9 protein-coding genes are annotated in these 12,679 nt (G+C 38.4%); 4 read left to right on the forward strand and 5 right to left on the reverse strand.

Translation table 11 applies throughout. The features are described from left to right. Positions 1 to 93: 93 nt before the first annotated feature. Together VB693_RS28220 and VB693_RS28225 are read right to left on the reverse strand one after the other, a co-directional pair. Positions 94 to 1,698, reverse strand: a complete 1,605-nt coding sequence (locus VB693_RS28220; RefSeq protein WP_323269154.1) for a 2-isopropylmalate synthase — start codon at positions 1,696 to 1,698, stop codon at positions 94 to 96. An 84-nt stretch (positions 1,699 to 1,782) separates the two neighbouring features. Beyond that, the gene (locus VB693_RS28225; protein ID WP_190710290.1) at positions 1,783 to 2,304 is read right to left on the reverse strand and encodes an NYN domain-containing protein; all 522 of its coding nucleotides are present in this window, start codon (positions 2,302 to 2,304) and stop codon (positions 1,783 to 1,785) included. A gap of 667 nt (positions 2,305 to 2,971) precedes the next feature. Here VB693_RS28225 and VB693_RS28230 point away from each other — a divergent pair. Next, positions 2,972 to 5,314, forward strand: a complete 2,343-nt coding sequence (locus VB693_RS28230) for a CHASE2 domain-containing serine/threonine-protein kinase (protein ID WP_323269155.1) — start codon at positions 2,972 to 2,974, stop codon at positions 5,312 to 5,314. Positions 5,315 to 5,326: 12 nt separating this feature from the next. On the opposite strand, the gene VB693_RS28235 is transcribed toward VB693_RS28230, so the two are convergent. Then, on the reverse strand, positions 5,327 to 6,043 hold the full coding sequence (locus VB693_RS28235) for a rhomboid family intramembrane serine protease (protein ID WP_323269160.1): 717 nt from the start codon (positions 6,041 to 6,043) through the stop codon (positions 5,327 to 5,329). A 231-nt stretch (positions 6,044 to 6,274) separates the two neighbouring features. Between VB693_RS28235 and VB693_RS28240 the strand changes: the two genes are divergently transcribed. Then, entirely contained in the window at positions 6,275 to 6,895 is a 621-nt protein-coding gene (locus tag VB693_RS28240) for a hypothetical protein (protein ID WP_323269156.1), read from the forward strand. A gap of 222 nt (positions 6,896 to 7,117) precedes the next feature. Here VB693_RS28240 and VB693_RS28245 read toward each other — a convergent pair whose 3' ends face one another. Both VB693_RS28245 and phnD read right to left on the reverse strand, forming a co-directional pair. Continuing rightward, positions 7,118 to 8,968, reverse strand: coding sequence for an ATP-binding protein (locus VB693_RS28245; protein WP_323269157.1), 1,851 nt, complete (start codon positions 8,966 to 8,968; stop codon positions 7,118 to 7,120). A gap of 24 nt (positions 8,969 to 8,992) precedes the next feature. Beyond that, entirely contained in the window at positions 8,993 to 9,883 is an 891-nt protein-coding gene (gene phnD, locus VB693_RS28250; RefSeq protein WP_323269158.1) for a phosphate/phosphite/phosphonate ABC transporter substrate-binding protein, read from the reverse strand. Positions 9,884 to 10,097: 214 nt separating this feature from the next. Between phnD and VB693_RS28255 the strand changes: the two genes are divergently transcribed. Beyond that, entirely contained in the window at positions 10,098 to 10,274 is a 177-nt protein-coding gene (locus VB693_RS28255; protein WP_323269161.1) for a hypothetical protein, read from the forward strand. Positions 10,275 to 10,903: 629 nt separating this feature from the next. After that, the coding region (locus VB693_RS28260; protein ID WP_323269159.1) for an NACHT domain-containing protein at positions 10,904 to 12,679 on the forward strand (1,776 nt) is incomplete at its 3' end.

A 12,679-nucleotide genomic window follows, 5' to 3' on the forward strand; every position in this document is an offset into this window, starting at 1 on the left:
TCCTTACACTCATCGCGGACAACGGTACTCTCATAGTTTTGAGGCAAGGTTGAAGAAGAACAAATACTTACAACAACCTTGACTCTAAAACTGCTACACTTTTTCAGCAGTTACTTCTGTTTGCTTTTCTTGCGTTTGTAAAGCTGCGTACAAACGATTTAGGGCATTAACATAAGCTTGTGCAGACGCAACTATGATATCAGTGTTGGCTGCATGACCAGCAAATACTCTCGATTCATAGCGTAAGCGGATAGTCACTTCCCCAATTGCATCTATACCACCTGTTACTGACTGCACAGAAAATTCAATCAACTGGTTTGGTACATTTACCACACGGTTAATTGCTTTATAAACCGCGTCTACTGGCCCTGTCCCAATGGCTGCGTCGGTAAGTTCTTCGCCTGTGGGGGTGCGGAGGGTAACTGTAGCTGTAGGACAAGCATTACTACCGCAGGAAACCTGTACCAATTCTACCCGGAATAAATCGGGTGCTTGTTGGATTTCGTCGTTAACAATTGCTTCCAAGTCCCAATCAGAAATTTCTTTCTTTTTGTCGGCTACTTCTTTGAATCTGACGAAGGCTTTATTGAGTTCGGTTTCTGATAGTTCAAAACCCAATTCTTTCAACCGGGTACGGAAAGCATTACGCCCAGAATGTTTGCCCAAAACTATTTGATTGTCTGTTAAGCCAATCAATTTGGCATCCATAATTTCGTAGGTGAGTTTATTTTTCAAAACTCCATCTTGGTGAATTCCTGACTCGTGGGCAAAGGCATTTGCGCCGACAATTGCTTTATTGGGCTGCACTAACATTCCCGTCAAATTGGAAACTAGGCGGGATGTTTTGTAAATTTGGCGGCTGTCAATATTTGTTAGGGGTTCTTCCGAATCTGCTGGTCTACCCAAGAATGGATTAAAATATTGCCTGCGGACGTGCATGGCCATAACTAATTCTTCTAAGGCGGCATTTCCTGCTCTTTCACCTATGCCGTTGATGGTACATTCTAATTGTCTTGCACCATTTTTGACGGCTTCTAAGAAGTTAGCAACTGCCAAGCCTAAATCATTGTGTCCGTGAACGGAAATAATTGCTTGATCGATGTTGGGAACATTTTCTTTAATCCCCTTAATTATTGCCCCAAATTCGCTGGGTGTGGTGTAACCAACTGTATCGGGAATGTTAACTGTTGTTGCGCCGGCTGCGATCGCTCGCTCTAAAACTTGATACAAAAATTCAGGATCAGAACGTCCGGCATCTTCGGGGGAAAACTCCACATCATCGGTGAAACTCTTGGCATAGGCTACCATTTCTTCGGCGATCGCAATTACTTCTGCTCTAGTTTTTTTGAGCTTATATTGCAGGTGAATATCAGAAGTAGCAATAAAGGTATGAATTCTCCCTTTTGCTGCGGGTTTAATCGCCTCGGCTGCGGCTTTAATATCATCATGTCTAGCCCTCGCCAAACTACAAATGACTGGGCCATTTTCTGTCCCGACAGTTTGAGCAATTTTACTCACTGCTTCAAAGTCTCCGGGACTAGCAAAGGCAAACCCAGCTTCTATGATATCTACACCCAGACGCGCCAACTGTTTAGCGATCGCCAGCTTTTCATCTATGTTTAATGTTGCCCCTGGACACTGTTCACCATCGCGGAGTGTCGTATCAAATATAATGATTCTTTCAGCTTTATCTGTCATTTTGGCTCATCGTTTTAGTTTTACTTTTAATATCGCTTACATTAGTTGTTCTAGTCTTAACTTTGTAAATAATTGCTAAGGCTATTAACCTTCTGCTTTTTCTATTTTGTCTCTAATATCATTTAAGTCTATATATCGATCTGTGGCGTTACGTAACTCTCTGGCGATCATCCCTTCTGTTGAAACCACTGTAATGTGAGTATTTTTGGAACGCAATAGTTCAATTGCTCGTTCAAAGTCGCCATCACCACTAAATAAAACTACTCGGTCATACTGATCTACTGTATTAAACATATCTACAACAATTTCAATATCTAAATTAGCTTTTTGCGAGTAGCGACCGGAGGAATCATCGTAATATTCTTTAAGAATTTTTGTTCTGACTGTATAACCTAAACTAATGAGAGCATCCCTAAAACCTCTTTGATCTTGCGGATCTTTTAAGCCTGTGTACCAGAAGGCATTGATTAACGTTGTTTCTGATTGCTCATGTTTAAAGTATTCTAATACTCGTCTGGGATCAAAAAACCACCCATTTTTTTGTTGAGCATAGAACATATTATTTCCGTCTACAAAAATAGACAGACGATTCATTGGAGAACCCATAGAAAAATACACCTAACAATTAGTAAAGAATTTAGATTGAACAATAGATTATAGCAATTCTCATTTGATAAATTTGCTAATATCTCAAGAGTAGCTTGTCATGTATAGCTTTTATCTTACCTCTTGCAAAGCATAAAATTATCTCAACCCTAGGATTTTATTGCCTGGGCGTTGAACATCTTAACTCCCAAGACTATAAGAGATACCCTGTAATCAAAATCTACCAATAAAATTGACTGATTAACAGGATGTTTTACCAGCGAGTCATCAAGTTTACTTCTAAAGACGTAAGGCATAGGTCTGAGGATAGGATAGGGACTAATGAAAATCTATAGGTTGTGCAGTTAACAATATTTGCATCAGCATTCAACTATAGACGCTTTGTAAAAGCTGTACCGTGCGGATAGCATAGAGTATAATCTAGCCATAACCAAGGGATGAGTCGGTATATTTCCAGGCTCATATCATTGCTACAAGGTACGTGGATCTGGATCACAAAAAAATTTTTGGCAACGATAGTCTTAAAAGCTGCCTAGATGGATTTATATGAATAGTAAAAGTTATATTACAAATATATAAGTTAATCATTTAAGTATTATTTCAATCTGGTTGTAGTATGAGTGGGTCAAAATAAATCAAACAGTTGTACGTAAATTATTAACATGATATGGCAGAAGAACCTACATCAACTTCAAATAAAAAATATGTCTCTACTGCCAATATAGCGTCAACTAAACCAACCAAAGCAACTCTCACTGCATCATTACGCCAGTCGCAACGCATGGTAGGACTGGGTAATCTGCTCAACATTGTTGCTGCCATTGGGGCATCCCTAGTAGTAACTTCAGGTGTATCTGTGGCTCAATGGCTGGAAAATCAAGCCTTGTCTGCATTTTGGCAAATGCGGGGGTCGCTTCTACCGCCAGAAGATATTGTAATTTTAGCAATTGATGATCAGTCCATATCATTACCCGAACAGTACTATAAGACAGATCCACACACTTACGCCTACCTAGAACCACTGAGATCATTTCCTTTTAAACGTGCTGCTTATGCCCAAGTAATTGAAAAATTAATGCAGGCGGGAGCGCGTTCTGTGGCATTAGATGTCGTTTTTGATACTCCTGGTAGTTATGGTGCAGATGACGATCGCCAACTGCAAGCAGCATTAAAAAAATACGGCAGCAAAATCACCTTAGCAGCCCAATACGACACCTCTGAGTCCCACCAAGGCACAGTGACACAACTGAGGTTACCCTATGAGAAATTTAGGCAATATCCGGTGACTATCGGTAGTGTAAATTTTCTTTTAGAAGTAGATGGTAAGATTCATCGACTAGCCAGTGAATTTACTAAACTGCTAGCCGAAGATGATCTCCTCACTGATAAAGTCCTCTCATTTGATCAAGCAGTATTGAGGTCAGCAGCAGTCAAGTATCCGCAACCATCAGGCGATCGCATTTATTTTTGGGGGCCGTCTGGTACATTTGAGCCGATTCCCTTTTGGTACGTCCTCGACGCGCAAAACTGGAATGGTTATTTACAACAAGGTCAGGTATTTCGGGACAAAATTGTCATAGTGGGTGCAACAGCCCAGTTAGCCAACGATTATCATCCAGTCCCAGTGGCTAGAAGTTGGTTGTCTTCGGAACGCATGGCAGGAGTTGAAATTCATGCCAACGCGATCGCTACCTTGATGCAAGGAAAAGCGATCGCACCAGCAATTCCCAATCCATTGCTGCGGGGTGTGTTTGTATTATTTTTAGTTGGCGGCGCATCATTAATCATAACTAGAAGTAAAAGCGGACTGAAGCGATTTTTGTTTAGTCTGATATTGGCAGGTGTTTGGGGAAGTATCAGCTATATTAGCTTTATTTATGGACAGTTAATTTTGCCGACGACTGTACCAATACTGGCGATCGCTGCTTCTGGTCTATCTTATCTGGGAACGGAAGTAGCGAGGGAAAAAATTAGAACTCGCCAATTAGTAGAAATCTTCCAGAAATATAAAACTTCTCCAGTTGTACAAGAGATTATCAGCCAACAACAGGAACTGCAAGACCTCCTGCAACAACGAGACTTAGCCCTAGCAGGGACAATACTAGGCGGACGCTATCAAATCATGAAAGTTCTCGGTTCTGGGGGATTTAGCGAAACATACATCGCCGAAGATATGCAGCGTCCGGGAAATCCCCAATGTGTCGTCAAACAGCTAAAACCAGCTAACACCCAAGCCAAGTCATTGAAAATGGCACGGCGTTTATTTGCATCAGAAGCGCAAACCTTAGAAAAACTGGGTACACATCCCCAAATTCCCCAGTTACTAGCCTATTTTGAACAGGAAGCAGAATTTTATTTAGTCCAAGAATATATTATCGGTCATTCTTTATCACAAGAATTACCATCAGGTAGAGGCATCTCAGAAACAACCGCCATCAAAATTGTTAAGGAATTACTACAAATATTAGTATTTGTTCATGAAAACAAAGTAATTCACCGAGATATTAAACCCAGCAATATTATTCGCCGTCATGCAGACAATCAACTCATATTGATTGACTTTGGTGCAGTTAAAGAAATTGCTGCACCACAGTTAGAAAATAAAGAGCAAATTCCCTTCACCATTGGTATTGGGACTAAAGGTTACGCTCCCAATGAACAATGTTTTGGTCGTCCCCAATACAATAGTGACATCTATGCAGTGGGAATGATTGGGATTAAAGCCTTAACTGGTATCCCACCCCACGATATTCCTAGAGACTCCCATGAAGAGTTGAAATGGATTGATAAAGCACTAGTGAGCGATCGTTTCGCGCAAATTCTCAGTCAAATGGTGCGGGATGATTACAAACATCGTTATCAGTCTGCATTAGAAGTATTGGCCGCAATTGATGAGTTAGAAAATGCTTCAGCTAAAAAATCCTTGCCACCAAGTGAATCATCAATAGATACGTTAGAATCTCCAGACGATTCTGACATAACCACCGCACCTTGGCCAAAAAACTTTTAACAGTTATCACCCCTACCAAGAAGATTCTTCCTGTGGTTTATCACTAAATAATCCTAACAAGGGGCCAAGAATTGCGCCAAAGATAAAACCCCCTGCATGGGCCCAATAAGCAATTCCACCACCTTCCATACCAATATTAGTACGGGTTTCTAAGCTAACTAGTCCATAAAAAGCTTGCTGGAGAAACCAAAATCCCAAAAAGAAATATGCAGGAACACGGAAAGTTGGGAAGAACAACCCCAGAGGTACTACACCAATAATTTCAGCTTTAGGGAAGCGAAGAATGTATGCACCCATCACACCCGCGATCGCACCACTAGCACCCAAGGAAGGAATGTTAGAATCTTGAGCGAAGAACCATTGAGCCAAGGAAGCTAAAACCCCACAAGACAGATAAAACAGCAGATACTTGGCGTGACCTAATTTTTCTTCTACATTATTACCAAAAATCCAAAGAAACAACATATTACCAACTAGGTGTAAAAAACCACCATGCAAGAATTGTGAACTAATCAATGTTGCCCACTCTGGTACAGGCTGATGTACAGAGACACCAGCAAAACTTAAACTAAGTTCACGGGGGACTACAGCCGCTAAGTGTAAAAACCCGTTTAATGCTTGCGGCGGAAGACTAGCTTCATAAAGAAACGCCAGAACATTCACCGCAATTAGTCCAAAAGTTACATAAGGCGTAATTGTTGTCGGATTATTATCTCGAATAGGAACCACGAGTATTGACCTGATTTTTAAGACACCAGCCTTAGAATACTGAATTTCCTGCGTATTTTCTTCTACCTCATGGATAGATATTGGCATCTGCCTATTATACTAAGTACAGCTTTATATAAACTCGTATCATCATCTCTAAAAAACTCCGCGCTTACCTCTGTCTGGAAAATTTCCTCCGCGTTTAAATTTCACCTAATAAATATATACAAGAATTCTGAATTACAAATTATTATGTATTTTACTAATTCTCTAGAAAATCAACTCCAGAACTGGCACAACATTATCAAAAACCAACCGCACAATGCTAATGCTTATATTAGGCGAGGCATGATCAGATTTAAACTAGCCAGAATTGAGGAATCAATTCAAGATTTTGACAAAGCAGAACAATTAGATACCCGCCTAAAACCTTATCTATGGCAACGTGGTTTATCTTATTATTATGCAGAAAGATTTGCAGAAGGCGCACAACAATTTGAAATAGATTTGACAGTAAACTCCCAGGATGTCGAAGAAACAGTCTGGAGATATCTCTGTATGGCGCGTTTAGTTGGCGTTACAGAAGCGCGAAACTCTCTATTAACAGTGAAAAATGACCCAAGGAAGATTATGCAGTCTGTCTATGATTTGTATGCAGAAAATTGTACAGTAGATGACCTTTTGGCAGTAGGCAAATTAGCAGGCGATCGCGGTGAATTTTATGCGCATCTTTACCTAGGATTATATTACGAAGCTCAAAATAACCTGGAGTTAGCAAAAGATTATCTAGTTAAGGCTGCTGATAATTATAAAATTGAAGACTATATGTGGTATTTGGCGCAAGTACACAAAAAAATCCGTTTCTCCCATTAATCTTTAATCCCTACCCAAATAAGTTTTCTAGCCTTATTAACCATTCTGATAGGTTTGGTAACAGTCGCCTCTGGAAGCGGCTCTTTTTGATAGCAAATATTACAGGACTTACGCAAAAACTCTCTCAACCCCTTATTTCTCCGTGTTCTCTGCGTCTCTGTGGTATGCGCTACGCGCACGTTATTCCGTAATTTGTGAGTAAGTCCTATATTAATTAGGTTACTAATTAAGTTCTGTTTTAATGGGCAAGATAATTATAAAGTCAGTACCTTGAGATGGTTCTGATAACACCTCTATTTTACCTTGGTGTTTTTCAATGATTTTGTAGCATATACTCAAGCCTAAACCTGTACCTTTGCCGACTGGCTTAGTTGTGAAAAAAGGGTCAAACAATCTTTTGATAATCTCTGGTGGGATTCCCGGCCCATTATCATGAATTTGTACTTTGATATGGTTGTTATCTAATTTAGTTGTCAATATAGTAATTTGTTTGTTAATTTGGTTACTGTAACCTAGTAAAGCATCTATTGCATTACTAATGATATTCATAAAAACTTGGTTGAGTTGCGCTGGATAACATTCAATTAATGGTAATTTTCCATATTCTTTAATTACTTGAACGCCAAATTTCAGCCGATAATTAAGAATTAAGAGAGTATTATCAATACCTTCGTGAATATCTACATCTTTCATATCAGCTTCATCTAAACGGGAGAAGTTACGCAGAGATAAGACAATTTCTCTGATACGTTGAGAGCCCATTTTCATAGAAGCGAGGAGATTTACTAAATCTTTGCTAATAAAGTTGAGGTCAATTTCTTCTATTGTGTCTGCAATAATAAAATCTGGATCAGGATACTGTTGCTGATATAAGTTTACTAAATGTAGTAAATCATTGATATAACCATCTGCACATTCAATATTGCCATAAATAAAATTAACAGGATTATTAATTTCGTGGGCTATACCTGCAACCATTTGCCCAAGGGATGACATTTTTTCTGTTTGAATAAGTTGTCCTTGGGTTTCTTGTAATTCTTTGAGAGTTATTTTTAATTCTTGAGTACGTTCTTCTACTCGCTGTTCTAAAGTATGGTGAGCTTGTTGGAGTTCATGGGTGCGTTCTTCTACTCGTTGCTCTAAAGTTTGGCGTGAAATTTCCAAAGCCTCAGTATAATCGCCCACCCATTCTACTAATTGATTTAAAGAATTTGCTAGAGTTCCTATTTCATCATGACTATTAATCTTAGCTCTGAGTCGAAAATTTGATTCTTGAGTAATTTTTCTGGCAATGTTTGTCACTGATTGTAGGGGACGAGCAATTAAACGACTGGTTAACAAAGCAATCATTGCTGCGATCGCAGTAGATAATAATATACTGATGCCAACCAACTGTAATCTTAAAGTCCTCGCATTATTAAAACTATTACTGGCTTGCTGTTGTTGTTTTTCTGCATAGACAATCATTTGAGTTAATTCATCTGATTTCCGCTCAAATTCAACGTCAATATTAATAATTTCTTTTTGTTTCAAAAAAGCTAAGAGCTTGTTTAAGGGTAAATCGTTTGATTCTCTGGATTCTATTTCTTCCCAGAAAAGTTGAATATTTTTATTATATAATTCCACATCTTCTTTATACGCTTTTAATAGATTAAATAAAGTTTGAGAATTCATTGCTAAATCTTGGGAATGATTATTAGCAAAATTCTCTATTTCTGATAATTGCTGGTTAATATGATTAACATCTGCCAAAAATCTATTTTTTTCAAACTCTAACCAAACAGAATTATCCAGGATAGGTATTAATCTTTGAGGATGTAGTCTAGCTCTAGTTACGTCATTTTCTAAATCTTTTAAAAGATATTGCTGCTGATAGGATAAATTTAATTTTTTATAAGCTGCTAATTCATAATAATATGCAATTAATGAACCACTAATTATGCCTATTAAAGTAGTGCCAATAACAATAGTATAGCTATAACCGATTTTTTTAGTGATGCTCCAATTATAGCTAAAGCCACTTAATAGACGTAAACAACTTTTTCTTAATTTATTGAGGAAAACATCTGTCATTAATTTAAACCGGACATCATTAAACTACTTTAAGAAACTGTCTTGTCCAATTTTTTGATAAACTTCACGAATCATATTATAATCAGCATCATTTGCTATAGTCATTTGACTGCCTACATACTTACGATTAGCCTGAGCAGTTACCATACTTTGAATGAGCCTGTCTTGATTTTTCAGCATCTGCGATCGCAAGTTTTCTACAAAGCTAGATGCTAATTGATTACTAACAACAAAGACATCACTAGGAAGTTCGGGGCCTTTGAGGATGATTTTAAAATCTTTCTCTAATAAACCCTCAGAGTCTAGAACACTTTTGTATCTATCAGATGATAAAGCCCAAACATCTACTTTACCTGTTTTTAATGCTTTTCCTCCTTTGTTATCTAACATGACAGTTTTGAAATCAGTTTTGGGATCTAATCCTGCTTCTATTAGTAAACTGGTAGGTGCAATATGTCCAGAAGTTGAGCCAACTTGACGCATGGCAATTGTTTTGCCTTTTAATTGATCTAATTTTTTAATATTACTATCTGCACGCACAACAAAAATAGGATGGTACTCTTTACGTTTCACACCAACTACAGGAACAGCTTTAGCCCTAGAATGTAAAATTAGGTACTCTGATGGACCTGCAAAAGCAATATCTAAATTCCCTGATAATAATGCTGGTGCTGCTGCTGTGGGGTTTTCTACAGGGAATAATTCTATTTTGATGCCTAATACTTCTTCTAATACAGTACAAAATTCTCCAAAATCTCGTTTTAAATCATCAATTCCAGCGACATCTGTAACGGCAAATTTTAGTGATTTAGGTAAATTCGATGATTGTCCTGAACCATTATTAATAGCAGTTGTACTTGCTGTACAACCAGTAATAAACAAGAATGAATACTTAATTAAATTACGCCGTTTCATAGCTGCTTTTTTAGAAAAATATAATATTTATTGGCGATACGACAAAAATTATAAGTCTGAACAATTTTGAAGACTTCTGTGATAGTACGGAAAATAAATTTAGTTAATTTAGGTTAAGAGGAGGTTATCAATGTATTTTCAGGACATAGATGAGCTTGTTAATGTATAAGTGATTGGCTTTTGACCCAATCAACCATAAGGCTATTTTCTTGAAATGAGGCAGCGATCGCCTAATATGGGTGATGAGATTCTTATCAAACCCAAGAAACCCTTTGTAGAAACTACATTAAATGACGTTGCAGGTTTTTTAAAATATCAAGGCGCACCCAAATCTTTAGAAGATATAAATGTGTTTTGGTGTACATATTTAACTGTTTTTAGTTTATTGTAGTACATTTGTTCGCTGCACCCAATTTACCCTAAACAGACCCAATTTTTTGTTTGGGTATGGTACTTAGGTACTATGAATTAGCTATCTTATAAACACAAAAAAACCTTGTAAGGTAAGCCTTACAAGGTTTTCACGTTTTAAGCGGGCGGCGGGAATCGAACCCGCATTAATAGCTTGGAAGGCTATATAAAATCCTTTATTTACAACAGTTTCAGCTTATTTGTACAATTTCTACACCCAATTTACACCCAACAGAACAATATTAAAATTTCCTGACTTTTTGACTTCTGATTAAGGTTGAACTATTGACAGAAATAATGAAATATGTATATGGATTTTAGAAAAGTAGGATTGAATTTGGGCGATCGCCAATGCTCTCATTTTTATTGATCGCATGGTTCTACTACTCTATTACAAATGGCGTTAACACAACAAATTAGAGATTTTTGTGACTGCTACCACCTACAGAGGGCTGGGCGTTCTGCGCCATTGCTAACTATAAACCTTCAAACTGACAATCAGGTAATGCTTGAGAAAGTATAAAAGAAAACTTTTATAGCTCAAATATACCTTGTAATAGTATTGAAGCATTATTTAGCAAGATAGTTCTGTATCTTCGGGGTGTCGTAATGAGCTTAATTAACCTGGATCTAATTATCAGCGCAGTTACTAGCATTGCCAATCCTTTGATTAAAGAAAAAATTCTGCGTAGTGAGACAGTAATTAAGTTACTCCAGCAATTTCACCTTGATCCAGAGCATCCACCAGCCGATTTTAGTGGTGTTTACGCCTATGCCTTAGTAGAATACGGCATAGGTAAACCAAAACCATTTCTCGAATTATTTCGACAAGAAGCCATTAAGCAGGCTTGTCGTCAAGCATTAGAACATCATAACTCTTCGATTCTACTTTCTGAGGTTGATGCTTTTCTTGACGCTTATACATTGGGTGATGACATCAGAAATTTAGAACTGGATGTCAGACGAGAGGTAGCTGCATTTGTGACTGTGTTTAGTGAAGTTGCACAACGCAGTCGCACACCTGCTGATGTCTTGATGAGTTGGCAAATAGGTTCTTTACATGACAGGATTACCAACATTCAAGAACAACTGGAGAGATTACCTACACTGGAAGGCATTCGGACAGAAATGGCACGATTAGCCACCCAGAATTATCCAGCATTAACCGGAACTGCAACTGAAAATCAATGTAGAGCGATCGCCTTAGCCCAACAAATGCGAGGATGGTTTGAAACCTTGGGCTACCGCCTGGAAACATATGAAATCTGGGCAGAAGAATATTTTGAATGGATTATCAACGTTCCAGTCCGTCGTAGTTATGACCGCATTCTTGTACGTGGAGTTGCCGGAGAAGTGGGACTGAGTGATGTTATGGCTTTGCGTCAATCAGTTAATGAACAAAAAACCGATGAAGGCTGGTTGGTAAGTACACGTCGGATTTCCCGCGCAGCCAGGGATGAAGTAAAGAAAGAAGAAAATCATCACCTTGATTGTTTTACATTTGACGAACTGATTGATTTAGATGCTGACTTTACTGGTTATCTTGATTGGTTAGAAGCGGAAATCAAACGCCGAAAGATTGATCAAAAGTATGTCCCGCTTGCTTGTACTAAAGAAGAAATTGATCCAGTAACTAAGCGGCGAATTGGTGTCAGCCGTTATGAAGCAGAAGACGGTTGGATTGATGGTTACATCGACCTTTGGCTGGATGACCCTGCTAAAGAACATATTTCTATTTTGGGAGAATTTGGCACAGGTAAAACTTGGTTTGTCTTTCACTATGCTTGGACAGCACTGCAACGTTACAAGGATGCTCAAAGACGTGGTATTGAACGTCCCCGTCTACCTTTAGTAATCACCTTGCGTGACTTTGCTAAAGCTTTAAATGTAGAAAATGTTTTGGCAGGTTTCTTCTTTACTCAACACAATATCCGCTTAAATAGCGAAGTGTTTGACCAACTCAACCGTATGGGTAAATTGCTGCTCATTTTCGATGGTTTTGACGAAATGGCAGCAAAAGTTGACCGCCAACAGATGATTAACAACTTTTGGGAACTGGCAAAGGTAGTAGTTCCAGGTTCTAAAGTTATTCTTACCTGCCGTACTGAACATTTCCCAGAGGCCAAAGAAGGACGTGCTTTGCTCAACGCAGAACTACAAGCCTCTACGAACAAACTAACTGGTGAAACACCACAATTTGAAGTGCTGGAACTGGAGAAATTCAACGATGAGCAAATACGGCAAGTGTTGTTATACCAAGCTGAACCAGCCACCGTTGAACAAGTCATGGGTAATCCGCAATTATTGGACTTAGCCCGTCGTCCTGTGATGACTGATTTAATCTTAGAAGCATTGCCAGATATTGAGGCCGGTAAACCTATTGAT

Origin of the sequence: Anabaena sp. UHCC 0399, assembly GCF_034931465.1 — a bacterium.
GTDB classification, from domain to species: domain Bacteria; phylum Cyanobacteriota; class Cyanobacteriia; order Cyanobacteriales; family Nostocaceae; genus Trichormus; species Trichormus minutissimus.

What these genes read in the sequence shown, in the direction of transcription:
- VB693_RS28220 (WP_323269154.1), bottom strand. Translation starts at nt 1,698, where the DNA reads ATGACAGATAAAGCTGAAAGAATCATTATATTTGATACGACACTCCGC.
- VB693_RS28225 (WP_190710290.1), bottom strand. Translation starts at nt 2,304, where the DNA reads ATGGGTTCTCCAATGAATCGTCTGTCTATTTTTGTAGACGGAAATAAT.
- VB693_RS28230 (WP_323269155.1), top strand. Translation starts at nt 2,972, where the DNA reads ATGGCAGAAGAACCTACATCAACTTCAAATAAAAAATATGTCTCTACT.
- VB693_RS28240 (WP_323269156.1), top strand. Translation starts at nt 6,275, where the DNA reads ATGTATTTTACTAATTCTCTAGAAAATCAACTCCAGAACTGGCACAAC.
- VB693_RS28245 (WP_323269157.1), bottom strand. Translation starts at nt 8,968, where the DNA reads ATGACAGATGTTTTCCTCAATAAATTAAGAAAAAGTTGTTTACGTCTA.
- phnD (WP_323269158.1), bottom strand. Translation starts at nt 9,883, where the DNA reads ATGAAACGGCGTAATTTAATTAAGTATTCATTCTTGTTTATTACTGGT.
- VB693_RS28255 (WP_323269161.1), top strand. Translation starts at nt 10,098, where the DNA reads ATGAGGCAGCGATCGCCTAATATGGGTGATGAGATTCTTATCAAACCC.